This window comes from Curtobacterium sp. Csp2 (genome assembly GCF_013347165.1).
In genome coordinates, this window is record NZ_CP054593.1 from 3,414,423 (window position 1) to 3,430,211 (window position 15,789).

Consider the following 15,789-nt stretch of genomic DNA (forward strand, 5'->3'; position numbering starts at 1 on the left):
GGCTCCGGCGACTGGACCTTCGACCGCGTCGTGTCGTGGAACGCGAAGAACTTCACGTTCTACATCGAGCAGACCAAGAACGGCACCACCAAGAAGACCGGCCCCTACGTCATCAACCCCGCCGATCCGGCAGCCAGCCTGGTCGACCCGACGGTGACCGCACCCACCGCCGTCGCTCTCGGCGTGAACAACACCTTCACCGGCACCGCCACGGCGGACGCGAGCCTGAAGATCGTCAACGCCTCCGGCACCGACCTGCTCGGCCACCCCGTCACCGTCACCGGCTCCGGCGACTGGACCTTCGACCGCGTCGTGTCGTGGAACGCAAAGAACTTCACGTTCTACATCGAGCAGACCAAGAACGGCACCACCAAGAAGACCGGCCCCTACGTCATCAACCCCGTGACCAACTGACACCCGGATCGCACACGAGAGTGCCCCTTCCATTCGGAAGGGGCACTCTCGTTGTATATCACCGTTGGAACACCACATGTCGGTCATTAGCGTAGGTGGCACCTATCAGAACGGAGTCCCCCATGCGATCCGCCCTCTCGGTCGTTGCGATCATCGCAGCGGCCACCCTGAGCGTGGGCACGGTGCCCGCGCACGCCGATCCCGCACCACACGCCGTCGATCTCGACCTCGGCCCCGCTGTGCTCCAACGAGGGGAGACCGGCGCGGTCGACATCGGGTTCACCGAACTCGGCGGGCGACCCGGCAGCGTCGAAGGTGAGGTCACGGTCACCGTTCCCACCGGGACGACGATCCCTGCGACGGGCAACGACGCCGTCGGGCAGTACCGCAACAACGGATGGCCCACATGGCTCACGACGAACTCGGTGCGTCTGACCGACGCGCGCCTCGATGCTTCCCGGACGCACGCGACGTACCGCTTGCAGGCACCGGCCGCCTTCGACACGAACGTCCAGCTGCGGTTCGCGATCCCGGTCGAGGTCGCGCGGACTGCGCCACCCAGCGGACGTCTCTCGTACACGGCGGTCGGGACACGTGCAGGGGGCCCCACCGGCTCGTGGAGCGTGGACGGATCGACCTCGACCACCATTGCCGCAGGGCTGACGGGAGCGGACGGTCCGGCGACGGCCCTCACGCGCGGCTCGTCCACTCCCGTCCCGGTCACGGCGACCACCACGACGCCGTTCGGTGCCGTGGACGGGACCGTCGAGGTCGCCGCGCCCGCCGGCACCGTCTTCGCCCCGGGCCAGTCCACCGTCTCCGGGTGGTACGAAGAAGCAGGGAGACTCCGTCACGAGGACGGCGTGCAGCTGACCGGGGGCGTGATGCTCGAGGGTGGCAAGCGGTACCGCTGGACGTGGCACAGCGGAAGTGCCTGGTCGGTCGGCCGCGACACCCGGCTCGGGTGGGACATCGCCGTGCAGACTCCTCCCGACGCTCCGGCCGGAGCGGGACGGCTCACGGCGACGATCAGCGGCTCCGCGGCGCAAGGCCCCTTCTCGACCGAAGCGCGCACTCCGACGACCATCCCCGTCAACGATCAGGTCCTGGTCGGAGCCGACGCTCCCCCGGTCACCCTCGAAGTCGGCGCATCGACACCGGTCGAGAGCCGCCTGAGGACCACCGTCGCCACCTCGAGCCCGCTGGCCGGATCGATCGTCCGGTTCGCCGCTCCGGCCGGCACCACCCTCGCGGACGACACCGCGATCCGCGGCGGGTACCGGCTGCCGGGCGCCGGAGCGTGGACCGCGTTCGACCGCGATCAATTCGTCGACGGGGAACTGACCGACGACCGGAAGACCCTCACCTACCGGTGGGCCAGCACGGGATGGACCCTCCCGGCAGGGACACTCCTGCGGTTCACTGTCCCCGTCCGGACGCCTGAGGGCGCTGCGCCCGGTGACGGTGCACTCACGATGTCGGCCGTCGGCAGCACACCGGCCGGCTCCTTCGCAGCGTCAGCGACCACGTCGGTGACGTTCCCGGCGGCACCCGTGCTCGCTCCGGTCCACGTGCAGAACGAGCGCGTCGTCACCGGTTGGGACAACGTGCTGCGTGGTGATGCCGAGCCGGAAGCGACCCTGCGCATCACCGACCGGTTCGGTGCGGAGCTCGCCTCGGCCAGAGTCGATCCGAACGGCTCCTGGTCCGCGGTGGTTCCGGTCGCCGTGAACGCTTCCGAACTCCGCCTCGGGTTCGAGCAGACCCTCGGGAGCACCACCGAGCCTGGCGGAGCGGTCACACTGCCGGTGGTTGCTCCGCCGAGCGTGTCCTCGACGACCACGAGAATGGTGCCCGGCCTGCTCAATCACTTCGAAGGGACGGGTCCGGCACGCGCTCGGTACCGCGTGGTGAATCGATGGGGTACCGACCTCGTGCCGGGCGAATCGGACATCGCGGCGACCGGGTCGTGGCAGTTCGACCGGACGGTCTCGAACGGGGCGACCTCGTTCGCCTTCCGCCTCCAGGTGGCGATCGACGGCTGGGAGGCTCGCACGCCGGAGTTCACGGCTGCCGCCGCCGCTCTGGTACCCGCGACCGTCAGCACGACGACGGTCGTCCCGGGCACGGAGAACCGCTTCGAGGGGACCGGCACCGCGGGTGCCACGTACCGGGTGGTGAACGACTGGGGGACGGAACTCGTGCCGGGCGAGCGGGAGATCGGCACTGACCGCCGGTGGGAGTTCCGCCGCGTGGTCGACCACCGGGCACGCGATTTTCGGTTCCGCATCGAGCAACGGCGCGGTGGCCAGGTCCTGCTCTCCGACCGCTTCGTGATCCCCGCGGCGGATCGGCAGCGCACGGACGGGTGAACGTGCGACGACGGGTGCGGCCCCGACTTCGAGGCCGCACCCGTCGACGCATCGATGCACGAACGTCGTGGCTACGCCGGTGGCCCGCCGCCGGCACCGCGGTCGAACCAGCGCCAGCCGTGCCGGGGCATCACTGCGATCAGGAGGGTCGCCACGAGGAGCCCGTGCGACAGCATGGAGGTCAGGATCGACGTGTTCGACAAGGTGACGGCGCTCATCACGACGAGCACGCCGACGACCGGCACCGGGATCCCCACGCTCCATCGGTCGAGACACCGGAGCCACACGGCCAGCACTGCCGCGATGACGAAGAGCCCGACGGCGCCGAGGTTCGCGTAGCCGTCAGCGAACAGGTTCGCGTTGGCGTTCACCTGCGACCCGGGGAGCATGTACTGCCCGATCGTCTTCGTCGGTGTGGTGTCGTACGGCGACGTCCCCCACAGGCGGGTGAAGGACGTCGCCCAGAGCGCCACCGGGTGGTCCGAGAAGTAGTCCGCGTAGACCGAGGTCAGCAGCCCGGGGGTCACGATGAACCGCCTCGAGAACAAGGACGTCCACGTGATGCCGCCGTGCAGCAGGTCGGCGCCGGCGCTGAGGAGCATGAGGAGCACCGGGCCCAGCAGGAGCGGTGTCCCGGACCGTGGTCGCCGACGACGGAGCACCAGTGCGATCGCGACCATCGCGGGGATCGAGAAGAGCACGGTCTTGAACCCGGTCGTGGAGTAGATGACGAACTGCCCGAGCGCGGCCAGGACGACGAGCGGCCAGACGCGGCGAGAGAACGCACGGATCATGACGTACACGTTGACGACGTAGGCCTGCCCGCTCAGCAGGTAGCCGAGCGGGCCGCCGGCGGAGAGGTCGTCCGCGTACGCCGCTCGGACGTCGTACACGTCGTCGAGGGACACGAAGTGGAAGCTGAAGCCGGTGGTCGTCGCCATGACACCGTAGGTCGCCGCCGAGTACACCGCGCAGAGCACCCACGCGAGCGCGTTCCGGTCGACGACCCGGGAGCCGATCCGGACGGTGTCGGGCGCGGTCCGTCGATCGGCTGCGGACAGGTCACCACGGGCGCTCGCGGCGCAGGCGCGGTCCCTACCCCACCGGACCGCCACGACGGCCGCCGCGAACGCGGTCGCGAGCAGGAACGAGAAGCGTGCCGCTGCTGCCGGCGTGAGGTACCCGGTGTAGCCGGCCATCAGGATCGCCGGAGCGAGGCAGACACCGAAGAGCATCCACAGCACGACGTCGGAGGCGCGGGTGATCCGCGCCGGGAGCACCAGTGCGACCCCCACCGCGATGAGCGTGGCGAGCACCCGGTCCTGCCATGGCTGCAACACCACCGTGTACCCGGCGTAGGCGAAGGGGCCGGAGATCAGCCCCGCGTAGACCGCGTGCAGGCTCGCCGCGTAGACGACGACGACAGCGGCGAGGATCGTCGGTCGCCCGAGGACCCGGGCCGACCGGAGCCCGGGCAGGTGCGTGGCGGTGCCCGTGCCGGCGCTCAGGACCGTCATCGGACCGGGTCTCCGATGAGCGTCCGGTACATCTCCACCAGGGCTCGTTCTTCGCGGTCCCACCGGAACGTCTCCCGCGCCGCCGCAGCTGCGGCGGCTCCGTGGCGGGCGAGCAGTCCGGGGTCTCCGGCGTAGTCGGCGATCGCACGCGCGACCGCTGCCGGATCGGTGGGGTCCACGAAGGTGACGCAGTCGTACCCGCGCAGCATGCGCCTCCAGAGCGGGAAGTCCGACGCCACGATGGCCAGCCCGGCCGCCATGTTCTCGAACAGCTTGGTCGGGAGGCAGTCGAGGTGGGCGGGCGTCGGCAAGAGCGTGACGACACCGATGCTCGACGCCGCGAGGAGATCGCGCGCCGCTCCGGGGGAAACCTGACCGTGGAGTTCGACCCGACCGCGCTCGACCCCCTGGTCGAAGCCGTCGACGAGAGCTGCCGGACGGATCGGTCCGGCCAGACGGAGTCGCCACCCCTCCGGGAAGGACGAGTGCAGGACGGCATCCGCGAGGACCTCCGCGCCGCGCGCGACGTCGAGTGCGCCGACGAAGGCGACGGCGGGCTCGCGATCGTGTGCCTGCTCGTCGTCGTCGCGCAGCCGGGGGAAGTTGCGCACGAGGACGGTCTTCCGCTCGTCGAACCGGTCGCCGATCGTCTCGGTCGCGGCGACGACACGATCCGCCGTCCCGGCGACGCGGACGACCACGGACGCGAGCACCCGTGCGAGTGCGGTCCCGATGCGACCGAGGTAGGCCTTCGTGCGCACCTGGTTCGGCAGGTCCTCGTGCGCGTCGAACACCACGCGTCGGCCGAGCAGGCGGAGGACGGGGATGCCCCAAACGAGTTCGGGGTCGTGGAGGTGCAACACGGTCGCGCCACTGCGCCACCCGATCCAGAGCGCCTGCGCGGAGCTCATCACCACGCGCTGCAGGCGTCGTCGACGAGGAACGGTCCGGAGCTGCACCCCGGTCTCGGGCACGTCGAGGTCGCTCTCGACGGCGACGAGCAGGACCCGCCAGCCGGCAGCAGCGAGCCCGGCCGCCTCGCGCAGGTGCACGCGGTTGTCCGTCCACGGGTGCGCACTCGAGATGTGCGCGATGTCCACGCGGCTCATCGGACAGCCCCTGCGACCTCGAGCACCTCGTCGGCGACCAGGCGCGCGCTGTGTCCGTCACCGTAGGGCGTCGCGCCCGTGATCGGTGTCGTGAGGTCGTCGAAGGCCGCCCCGATCGTCGTCGGGTCGTCACCGACGAGCGTGTTCCACCCGAGGTCGACCGTCTCGACCCACTCGGTCTCGCTCCGGACGGTCACGGTCGGGCGCTGGAGCAGGAACGCCTCCTTCTGCAGCCCGCCGCTGTCGGTGACGACGCCGACGCTGTCGCGCACGGTCCGGACGAGCTCGGGGTAGCTCACGGGGTCGGCAACGACGACGCCGGGTCGGTCGAGCAGCAACCGGTGTCGCGCAGCGCTGGCGCGCAGCCGCGGGTGCGCGAGCAGCAGCACGCGACGGCCCACCGACGCCAGTCCCTCGAGGACGGCCGTCAACCGCTCGGGGTCGTCGGTGTTGGTCGGACGGTGGAAGGTCGCGACGACGTACGGGTCGGTCCCGATCTCGGCCGGGAGGCGCGGTGCGGTCCCGGCGACCGCGTCACGGACCGCGAAGAGCACGTCCGTCATCACGTCGCCGACGAGTCGGCTCCGCTCGCCGAGGCCCTCGCGTTCGAGGTGCGCCATGGCGGCCGCGGTGGGCGCGAGACACCGGTCGACCGTGTGGTCGGTGGCGACCCGGTTGATCTCCTCCGGCATCGTCCGTGCGAACGACCGCAGTCCGGCTTCGAGGTGGACCGTCGGGATGTGGAGCTTCACGGCGGCCAGCGCACCCGCGAGCGTGGAGTTCGTGTCGCCGTAGACGAGCACCGCGTCGGGTCGCTCGGCGGAGCAGACCGCCTCGATGCGTTCGAGCATCCGCCCGGTCTGCGCCCCGTGGGTCGCAGACCCCACCTCGAGCTGGTGAGACGGCTGCGGGATCGCGAGGTCGTCGAAGAACACGTCCGACATCGCCGGGTCGTAGTGCTGGCCGGTGTGCACGATGACGTGCTCGCACCTGCCGGCGAGCGCCCGAGCGACCGGGGCGAGCTTGACGAACTGTGGACGTGCGCCGACGACGCTCAAGATCTTCACGGTCGGGTCTCCTTCTGCAGCGATGTGGGCGGGACGGGGTTCAGGGGAGCGAGCTCGTCGAGCACCTCGGCGAGCCGCTCCGTGAGCACCGAGTAGGTGAACGCGGCATCGACTCGGTCGTGGGCGCGCTCGGCCAGGGCGACTCGGTCCTCGGGGCGCATGCGCACGACCGAGGCGATGCCCTCGGCAAGCGCCGCGGGGTCGTCGGCATCCACGACGACCCCGGTCCGGTCGTCGAACACGGGTACGGGCCCGGCGGCTCCGATCACCACGGGACGTCCGACCCGGGCGTACTCGAACAACTTGTTGAACGCGACGCCCCAGCGGTACAGCGGTAGATCCCGCATGTTCGCCACGAGGCAATCGGAAGCACGGCCGATGGCACGGGCTTCCTCCTGTGGCACACGCCCGGTGAACTCGATGCGGGACGCCGCCGGGCCGGCTGCTGCGCGACGCCGGAGGCCGTCGAGCGCGGGACCGTCACCGACCACCTGGAGTCGGACACGGACGGCGAGGCTCGTGATCGCCGGCTGCGACATCGCGTCGACGACGGCTTCGAGGGCGTTGGCCCGGCCGACACTGCCGAGGTAGGTGACGACGAACTCGTCCGGACGGTGTCCGACCGGACCGATCTCCTCGCGGTGTGCATCGCTCGTGCCGTTCGAGATCCACGTGCAGGGCAGGATGGCGCCGAGGCGCGCGTAGTACTCGCCGGCACCAGCGAGCGGGGACACCAGGGCGTCCGCTCGACGGAGCAGCGCGCGCTCGACGACGCGCAGCGCCCGCACCGACAGCGATCGCTCGGACTTCCCGCCGAGGGCGACGAGCGTCTCGGGCCACAGGTCGCGCGGTTCGAACACGAACCGCGCGCCGGACCGTCGTGCCAGGAACGCGGCGGCCAGGGCAGCGAACGGGTGGAACGAGCTCCCGACGACGACGTCCGGACGTGGCAGGTCCCGCAGCATGCCCGGCACGAGCACCAGGGCGCTGAACACCGCCATGTCGAGCACACGGCCGCCGGGACCGCGGTACTGACGGCCCCGCACCCGGACGACCTCGTGGGTGCCTGCGTCACGACGCTCGCGAACGGTCAGGCCGCGCAGGGTCTGGCGTCCGGACGGGTGCACGGTGCTCGATCCCACGAGGACGGCGTGCCACCCGTAGGTGCCCAGGAGACGCGCGAACTGCTCGTGGCGAGAGGTCCTGCCGTCCCGCTCCGACTCGGCGACGTAATGGTTCACGATCCACACGACGCGGCCGCTCACCGAGTGCTCGTCTCTGGTCGGAGTTCGTGCATGGTGGCGCAGTCCACGGCACGGACACCGTGGGCTGTCGTGACCACGACGGCCGTGCGGACCAGGATGCGGAGGTCGAGGAGCAGGGACCACTGGTCGACGTACTCGACGTCCAACCGGAAGCGTTCCTCCCAGCCCAGGGCGTTGCGTCCGCTCACCTGCGCCAGGCCGGTCAGGCCCGGACGCATCTCGTGTCGTCGTCGCTCGGCGGGGGTGAACCGCTCACGGTAGGTGGTCGGCAGCGGGCGCGGACCCACGAGGCTCATCTCGCCGCGCAGCACGTTCACGAGACCGGGCAGCTCGTCGAGGCTCGACGCCCTGAGGAAGCGGCCGAGGCGGGTGAGTCGATCGGCGTCCGTCACGAGACCGCGAGCCGGGTCGGCGTGATGCATCGTGCGCAGTTTGACCATGGTGAACGGTTCGCCGTGCTGCCCGAGGCGTTCCTGGCGGAACAGGACGGGCCTCCCGAGGCGCACGGCCACGAGCAACATCGCGACGCCCAGCGGGACCACCGCGGCCAGCAACAGCGCCGATCCGACGAGGACGTCGACGAACCGCTTCACCGTGGCCGACGGGGTGCCGTCGACCAGTCCGGGCACGGTCATGCTGTCGACCCCCGCTTCCGCATCCGCTGCGCGCTGCCCCGCACGACGGGCTGCGCGCTGTAGGCGTACTCGGTGTACCGGTCCTTCCCGGCCCGGCTGCGGGTCATGGTGACCACGGCACCCTGCACCGTGGACCCCACGGTCCGCAGCGCCTCGATCGACGCAGAGACGTCGGCGCGGCGGACTCGACCGGAGGCGACGACGAGGAGCACGTTCTGGACGGACGCGGAGACGAGAGCCGCGTCGCTCACCGAACCGAGCGGCGGGGTGTCGACCATGACGTAGTCGAAGTCCTCGGAGACCGCCTCGATGAGCGCGCCGAAGGCGGGAGAACCGAGGAGTTCGCTCGGATTCGGCGGGATCGTCCCGGCCGGGAGCAGCTGCAGTCCCGCGGTCCCCCACGGCTGGAGCACGTCCTCGAGCTCAGCTCGGCCGATGAGCAGGTCGGACAGCCCGACGCTGCCCTCGACACCCATGACGTTCGCCAGGTTCGGTCGGCGGAGGTCCGCGTCGATGACGACCGTGCGCAGTCCGCCCTCCGCGAGCGCCACCGCCAGGTTGGCGATCGTCGTCGTCTTGCCCTCCGAGGGACGAGAGCTCGTGACGGCGACCGTCCGTGCGCCCTCCGGACGGGACGCGAGGAACTGCACGTTCGTCCGCAGGCTCCGGAACGCCTCCGCTCGGACGCTCGCCCGCTCGTCGCGCAGGATGAGGGGCCGCTTGGTCGCCTCCTGGTCGAACCCGATGTCCCCGAGCACCGCGAGGTCCCACGTGGACTGGATCTCATCGCGGCCACGGACCTTCGTGTCGAGGGACCACCAGAGGAAGGCGGCGAGCACGCCCACGGCGCCACCGGCCAGCGCGCCGAGCGCAGCGTTCGCGGTGGTGCGCGGTTCCGTCGGCGTTGTCGGCACCGTGGGCGGCGACGTCTCGGTCACCGTCACCCCGGTACCCGCGCCGGCGTTCCCGTCGGCGTTCGCGTTGGCGTCGAGGCGCTGTTGGACGACCTCCGTGAAGCTGCGCGCCACGGCCTCGGCGAGCGCGGCAGCTCGTTGCGGGTCCGGCGACGTGACGGAGACCTCCATCACGACGCTGCCGGTCGGCGAGGTGGCCGAGACCGCCCGGGCGAGCGCGTCGGCAGATGTCGACATGCCGAGCTCCTCGATCACTGGTTCGAGGACGATCGGTTGCGAGACGAGGTCGAGGTACGAGCGGATGCGCTGCTGCGCTGCGTTCGATCCCTGTGCCAGTTCGAGTGCCGACGACTCGGCGTCGCCTCCGACGGACACCCAGAGCTTGGTGGTCGCCCGGTACTGGGGCGTGACGGTGGCGGAGAGGGCCATCGCCGCCGCGCAGCCCAGCAGGATGCCGGCGACGACGATGTACCAGCGGGAGAGGAGCGCTTTGAGGAGCGGGGTCACCGGTGTGTTCCTTTCGAGACGGGGTGGGGATGGACGGCGGTCGGTGGACGGGGCGGCGGACGGTCCGCCGCCCCGAGCAGGTCACCGCGCGGAGAGGGTGTTCCCCTCGCCTTCATCGCTCACCTCGGGGGCCGCGCCGGTGTAGGTCACGGTGTTGCCCGATCCGAGGACGGCGATCTTCTGGACACCGGGCTCGCCGATCGTGATGGTCGCGTTGCTCGCTTCGACCGTGAGCACCTTCACCGCGCCGAGCTCGTAGGACTGGTCGGAGGTGATGATGTTGACGCCGTCGCAATCGACGACGCGTACCGGCTTCTCGGAGCGGTCGACGGACACCTGGGCGGCTCCGTCGAGGCACTCGTTGTACGTGACCTTCGTCGGCTCGGCCGCCGAGGCCTTCGGCTTCGAGGACGCCGACTCGGTCGGGCTCGGGGACTGGCCGCCGGAGCAGGACGAGAGCAGGATCGCGACGAGGACGGCCCCGGTTGCCGCGGTGGCGGTTCGGAAGGCAGGTCGGAGGGACATGGGGTTCCTTTCAGGATGGGGTGGAGCGGATGGGTTCACCGGGCTGCGACGTGGTGCCGAGCCGCGGTGGCGACGAGCACCCACAGCACCGCGTAAGCGGTTGCCGCGAGCGCGACGTACGTCATGAGGAGGACGGGGGTGCTCGCCCCGGCGACGACCGCCACGAGGAGACCACCCGTCACGAGGAGCGTCCGTCCGACGTCCCAGCCCAGCTGCGTGGCTTGGCGTTCGAGCAGCGGGAGGACCTGGGACACGGGTGACGTGACGAGTTGGAGGGCGTGGACGACGACGAGGACGCGAGCGAACTCGCCGGCGGCTCGCCAGCTCTCGCCGAAGACGAGCGCGAACAGCTCGGGGCCGGCGACCACCACGACCACGGCAGCGCAGGACGCCGGGACGAGGAGCCGCCCGGAGGTCCGCACGACCAGGGGCAGCAGATCACGGTCTGCTGCCCGGAGGCGTTCCGCGAACAGTCCCGCGAAGGACTGCGCGACCGCCTCGGCGAGGACGCCGACCGGTGTCGCCAGCACCCGGACGCTGAGTCCGACGAGACCAGCGACCAGCACCCCCTGACTCGCCGCGATGACGAGCCACGGGAGCTGCTGTCCCGCGACGTTCATCAGTGCCGAGCCGGGCGTGTACCAGACGAACCGACGGTAGCGGCGCAGGGTGGCGCGGACCACGCGGAGCGGTACCGGGCCGTGACCGTCGCGCCGACGTGGCCCGGCGCCGACACCCAGGCTCGCCACCAGCCGACCCACCGTGGGCGCGAGGACGAGTCCGAGCGCACCCGTGGGCGCGAGGACGACTCCGCTCACGACCTGGACGATGCCCTGCACGGCGTTCCGCTGCGCGATGCGACCGTGCGCTCGGTGCCTGATCAGGAGCGCAGCGACGACTCGCTGGCCGCCGATCGCTGCCGCGCCGCACGGGATCGTCCACCACAGGTCGAACAGGCCCGGTGCTGAGAACCGTTCAGCGAGTGCACCTCGTCCGAGGTACGCGACGATCGCGACGACGATCGACCAGGCCACGAGCGACGCAACAGCCGATCGTGCGAGCGCACGGGCGCCGGTGTGGCTCCGCGGCAGGGGTACCGCCCGCTCCAGACCGAGTGTGACGACTGCTCCGACCATCGCCGACGTACTCGTCACCACCGCCAGCGTCCCGAAGCCCGAAGGCGTGTACAGCCGGGTCAGCAGGGGCGAGGCGAGGAGGACCACCCCCTGGCCGATCACACTGCCGGTCAAAATCTTGCCCACCCCGGAACGCCAGGGTCGCCATGAGCCGGCGACGCGGCGCGCCACGTCAGCTACCGGGCGGCGGCGCACCGATGACACGGAAGGCGCACTGCCACGATGCCGCGTCGAGCACTCGACGCCCGTCGACCACGGCTCGGACACCCGGGACGTCGTGGGACGTCCAGCGCCGGTATTCGGCGTGGTCGCTCTGGACGATCACCCCGTCGGCGTGCTCGCCACGGCGCGCGGGACGGAGACCGAGCTCCTCGAGCTCCTGGGCCGTGTAGAGCGGGTCGTGCACCGACACCTCGGCGCCGTGGGCGACGAGCGCCTCGACGGTCGGGAACACGCCGGAGAATGCGGTCTCCTTCACGCCACCTCGGTAGGCAGCCCCGAGGACCAGCACACGTCGAGCGCGGAGGTCGCCGAGCTCGGCGCGGAGGAGTTCGACCGCGTGCGCAGGCATGGTCTCGTTGCGTGCCCGTGCGGCGCGGACGATCGTCGCGTCGGGGTCGTTCCACAGGTACAGCCGCGGGTAGACCGGGATGCAGTGCCCTCCGACGGCGATGCCCGGGGTGTGCAGGTGGCTGTACGGCTGGGAGTTGCACGCCTGGATGACCTGCTCGACGTCCACCCCCGCCCGCTCGGCGAACCGGGCGAACTCGTTGGCGAGTCCGATGTTCACGTCGCGGTAGGTGGTCTCGGCCAGCTTCGCCATCTCGGCGGCCTCGGCCGAACCGATGTCCCAGACGCCGTTCGGGCGCGGCAGGTCGTCTCGGTCGTCGAACTGGAGGACGGACTCGTAGAAGGTGACGGCACGCGCAGCACCCCGCTCCGACAGCCCGCCGACGAGCTTCGGGTAGCGCCGGAGGTCCGAGAAGACGCGCCCGGTCAGCACCCGTTCGGGAGAGAACACGACGTCGAAGTCGCGTCCCTCGACGAGCCCGGAACGCTCCTCGAGCCGCGGTGCCCACCGACTGCGGGTCGTCCCCACGGGCAGCGTGGTCTCGTAGGCGACGAGGGTGTCGGGGGTGAGGTGGTCGCCGAGGGCATCCGTTGCAGCGTCCATCCAGTCGAAGGCCGGCGTTCCGCCGCCGTCGACGAAGAGCGGTACGACGACGACCACCGCGTCTCGGTCGGGCACTCCTCGGGCGTAGTCCGTCGTCGCGCGCAACCGTCCGGCGGCCATGACGTCGGACAGCGCGAGCTCGAGGCCTGCTTCGCCCGGGAAGGGCACGGTGGCCGCGTTGACCGACTGGACGACACGGTCATCGACGTCGATCCCGATCACGTCGTGGCCGCTCGTCGCGTACTGGACGGCGAGCGGGAGACCGATCTTCCCCAGGCCGATGACGCCGATCTTCATGCTGGTGTCCCTTCAGGGTGCTCGCTCGGGGCGAGTGGGTGGACGATGCTGAGCGTGCGTGCCGACTCGATCGCTGCCTCGGCGACGCGGAGGGTCTGGAGACCGTCGCAGAGGGGGACGATGCGGCTGCGGTCGCCGAGCACGGCGTCGCGGAACGCCTCGTGTTCTGCGACGAGGGGTTCCCGCTTGGCGAACGCGAAACGGGTCACGGGCCCCTCCGACACGCCCCGGAACGCCGAGACCGCGTCCCACTCGGTGGCGACCGTGCCGTTCTCGTGGAACCACAGGTCCCCGGTGAGGGTGTCGGCGACGAACGATCCACCCTCGCCGGTCACGATCGTCACGCGTTCCTTGAACGGCGACAGCCAGTTGACGAGATGGTTCGTGACGGTGCCGTCGGCGAGTGTCCCGGAGAACGCGACGAGGTCCTCGTGCTCGCGCCCGCTCTTGTGGGCGGCCTGCGCGAAGAGCCGGACGAACGGACTGCCGAGCAGCCACGAGGTCAGGTCGATGTCGTGTGTCGCGAGGTCCTTCACCACGCCGACGTCCGCGATCCGGGCGGGGAAGGGGCCCTGCCGTCGGGTGACGACCTGGTACACCTCGCCGAGCTCGCCGGCGTCGAGTCGACGCCGGAGCTCCTGGAGGGCGCTGTTGTACCGCTCGATGTGTCCGACGGCGCCGACGAGGCCGGCCTCGTCGAACCGAGACACCATCCGAGTGGCTCCTGCGACGTCGGAAGCCACGGGCTTCTCGACGAGACAGTGGACACCTGCTTCGGCGAGTTCGAGGGCGATGGCTTCGTGGGCTGAAGTCGGGACCGCCACGACTGCCGCGTCGATCCCGAGTCGGAGCACGTCCGAGGCCGACGGCATCACCGGAACACCGTCGGCGACGCCGTGGCGATCGCCGAGGGCGTCGGCGACCGCCACCAGTTCGACCCCGGGCAGGGAACGCAGGACGCGCGTGTGGTGGCGCCCCATCATCCCGAGCCCGATCACGGCCGTGCGCACGGCGCCCATCAGGCACCCGCCCGGGACAGTGCTTCGACGCCCTGGACGACGCGGTCCAACTGTCGCTTGGTCAGGGTCGGGTACACCGGCAGCGCGAGTACCTCACGAGCGGCACGTTCTGTCTCCGGTAGATCGAGATCGAGAGCGAAGGACGGGAGCCGGTGCGCCGGCGTGGGGTAGTAGACGCCGGATCCGACGCCGTACTCGAGTTCCAGGGCACGGGCGAAGCCGTCACGGTCCTCCGGCACCCGCACCACGTACTGGTGGAAGACGTGCTCGGCGCCGGGCGCCGTCAGCGGCGTCCCGACCGTCGTGATCTCGCGTGAGAGGTACGCGGCGTTCGCCTGCCGCTGCGCGGTCCATCCGAGCACCTTCAGGAGCTGCACGCGCCCGATGGCAGCGTGGAGCTCGCTCATGCGCACGTTGAACCCGACCACCTCGTTCTCGTAGCGGCGTTCCATGCCCTGGTTGCGGTACAGCCGGAGGAGGCGGTCGACGTTCGCGTCGGCGACGGTGATCATGCCCCCCTCCCCCGCGGTCATGTTCTTGGTGGGGTAGAAGGAGAACGCGCCGGCGACCCCGAAGGTGCCCACGGCACGGCCGCACCACCGCGCTCCGTGCGCCTGCGCAGCGTCCTCGACGACGGCGAGTCCGTGCGATGCCGCCAGCGCGCCGAGCGCCGTCATGTCGGCGGGGTGACCGTACAGGTGCACCGGCATGATCGCGGTGGTCTGCGGCGTGATGGCTGCACGGGCGGCCGCCGACGACATGCAGTACGTCTCGGGGTCGATGTCGACGAACACCGGCGTCGCGCCGGCCAGGGCGACGGCGTTCGCAGTCGCGGCGAAGGTGAACGACGGGACGATGACCTCGTCGTCCCGTCCCACGCCTGCGGCCAGCAGGGCGAGGTGCAGCGCGGACGTCCCCGAGTTGACGGCGACGGCGTCGCGCCCGTCGACCAGGGTCGCACCGAACTCGCGCTCGAACGCCGCGACCTCGGCGCCCTGAGCGAGCATCCCACTCGCGAGCACTGCGTCGACGGCGCGTCGCTCGTCAGTCCCGATGAGCGGCTTGGCAGCGGGGATGAAGTCCGACTCGGCTCCGACCGAGGCCATGAGGTCGGTCATGCGGAGACCTCCTGGAGGACGTCACCGTCGAGCCGGTGCTCAGCACCCGTCACCGGGCACGTGAGGAGTCCCGAGGAGTCGGGGACGAGACGACGGCCGGCTCGCCCCACCCAACCGATCCTGCGCGCCGGCACCCCGACCACGAGGGCGAAGTCGGGCACGTCACTCGTCACGACGGCGCCTGCAGCGATCATCGACCAGGCACCGATCGACGCGGGCGCGACGCACACCGCCCCTGCTCCGATCGACGCGCCGTCACCGACCGTCACACCCACGCTCTCCCAGTCGTCGACAGTCTGCACCGAGCCGTCCGGCCGGACCGCCCGTGGCGTCCGGTCGTTGGTGAACACGACACCCGGCCCGACGAAGACGCCGTCCCCGATCGCCGCGGGTTCGTAGAGGAGCGCGCCGTTCTGGATCTTGCACCGCGAGCCGACCCGGACGCCACGCGCCAGGGTCACGCCACGTCCGACGACGGTCTCCGCCCCGATCGTGACGTCCGGTTCGACGTGCGTGTCATCCCAGACACGGGTTCCCGAGCCGAGCTGCGCGGACGAGGCGACGACTGCGCCGCGAGCGACGAACGGCGGCGCCGATGCAGCGGTCAGGTCGGATCCTTCGGGCATGGGTTCTCCTTCGGTGAGCAGGTCGAGTTTCGACTCGGACGAGCGTACAACATATCACCCGTTATTCCAAAACACTCGATGTGTTGTCATGTGA

Annotated in this window: 14 protein-coding genes; 2 read left to right on the forward strand and 12 right to left on the reverse strand. The window is 70.8% G+C overall.

From position 1 onward, the window contains the following. A partial coding sequence (locus HUN59_RS19520; protein ID WP_217483574.1) for a hypothetical protein occupies positions 1-414 on the forward strand: 414 nt, incomplete at its 5' end. Between the two features lie 122 nt (positions 415-536). Continuing rightward, positions 537-2,786: a hypothetical protein gene (locus tag HUN59_RS16540; RefSeq protein WP_174778987.1), complete on the forward strand. Its 2,250-nt coding sequence runs from the start codon at positions 537-539 to the stop codon at positions 2,784-2,786. 71 nt (positions 2,787-2,857) lie between these two features. Here the strand turns inward: HUN59_RS16540 and HUN59_RS16545 are convergent, their stop codons facing one another. The 12 genes from HUN59_RS16545 to HUN59_RS16600 all read right to left on the reverse strand — a co-directional run bounded on the left by HUN59_RS16545 (position 2,858) and on the right by HUN59_RS16600 (position 15,695). Continuing rightward, positions 2,858-4,303, reverse strand: a complete 1,446-nt coding sequence (locus HUN59_RS16545) for a hypothetical protein (RefSeq protein ID WP_174778989.1) — start codon at positions 4,301-4,303, stop codon at positions 2,858-2,860. Continuing rightward, on the reverse strand, positions 4,300-5,412 hold the full coding sequence (locus HUN59_RS16550) for a glycosyltransferase family 4 protein (protein WP_174778990.1): 1,113 nt from the start codon (positions 5,410-5,412) through the stop codon (positions 4,300-4,302). The genes HUN59_RS16545 and HUN59_RS16550 overlap by 4 nt, the downstream gene beginning before the upstream one ends. Further along, the gene (gene wecB / locus HUN59_RS16555; RefSeq protein ID WP_174778991.1) at positions 5,409-6,479 is read right to left on the reverse strand and encodes a non-hydrolyzing UDP-N-acetylglucosamine 2-epimerase; all 1,071 of its coding nucleotides are present in this window, start codon (positions 6,477-6,479) and stop codon (positions 5,409-5,411) included. The genes HUN59_RS16550 and wecB overlap by 4 nt, the downstream gene beginning before the upstream one ends. Further along, the gene (locus HUN59_RS16560) at positions 6,476-7,744 is read right to left on the reverse strand and encodes a glycosyltransferase family 4 protein (protein ID WP_058740793.1); all 1,269 of its coding nucleotides are present in this window, start codon (positions 7,742-7,744) and stop codon (positions 6,476-6,478) included. The genes wecB and HUN59_RS16560 overlap by 4 nt, the downstream gene beginning before the upstream one ends. Then, the gene (locus HUN59_RS16565; RefSeq protein WP_174778992.1) at positions 7,741-8,379 is read right to left on the reverse strand and encodes a sugar transferase; all 639 of its coding nucleotides are present in this window, start codon (positions 8,377-8,379) and stop codon (positions 7,741-7,743) included. Before HUN59_RS16565 ends, HUN59_RS16560 begins: the two co-directional genes overlap by 4 nt. Then, the gene (locus tag HUN59_RS16570) at positions 8,376-9,800 is read right to left on the reverse strand and encodes a polysaccharide biosynthesis tyrosine autokinase (protein WP_174778993.1); all 1,425 of its coding nucleotides are present in this window, start codon (positions 9,798-9,800) and stop codon (positions 8,376-8,378) included. The genes HUN59_RS16565 and HUN59_RS16570 overlap by 4 nt, the downstream gene beginning before the upstream one ends. Positions 9,801-9,881: 81 nt before the next feature. Next, entirely contained in the window at positions 9,882-10,325 is a 444-nt protein-coding gene (locus HUN59_RS16575) for a DUF3060 domain-containing protein (RefSeq protein ID WP_058740796.1), read from the reverse strand. A gap of 35 nt (positions 10,326-10,360) precedes the next feature. Next, complete coding sequence (locus HUN59_RS16580) at positions 10,361-11,548, reverse strand: lipopolysaccharide biosynthesis protein (RefSeq protein ID WP_174778994.1); 1,188 nt, start codon at positions 11,546-11,548, stop codon at positions 10,361-10,363. Between the two features lie 85 nt (positions 11,549-11,633). Continuing rightward, positions 11,634-12,932, reverse strand: coding sequence for a nucleotide sugar dehydrogenase (locus HUN59_RS16585; RefSeq protein ID WP_174778995.1), 1,299 nt, complete (start codon positions 12,930-12,932; stop codon positions 11,634-11,636). Further along, a complete protein-coding gene (locus HUN59_RS16590; protein WP_174778996.1) occupies positions 12,929-13,951 on the reverse strand; it encodes a Gfo/Idh/MocA family protein in 1,023 nt (340 codons plus the stop codon). Before HUN59_RS16590 ends, HUN59_RS16585 begins: the two co-directional genes overlap by 4 nt. Continuing rightward, positions 13,951-15,069, reverse strand: a complete 1,119-nt coding sequence (locus HUN59_RS16595) for a DegT/DnrJ/EryC1/StrS family aminotransferase (protein WP_231050001.1) — start codon at positions 15,067-15,069, stop codon at positions 13,951-13,953. The genes HUN59_RS16590 and HUN59_RS16595 overlap by 1 nt, the downstream gene beginning before the upstream one ends. Beyond that, positions 15,066-15,695, reverse strand: coding sequence for an acyltransferase (locus HUN59_RS16600; protein WP_058740801.1), 630 nt, complete (start codon positions 15,693-15,695; stop codon positions 15,066-15,068). The genes HUN59_RS16595 and HUN59_RS16600 overlap by 4 nt, the downstream gene beginning before the upstream one ends. Positions 15,696-15,789: the final 94 nt, after the last annotated feature.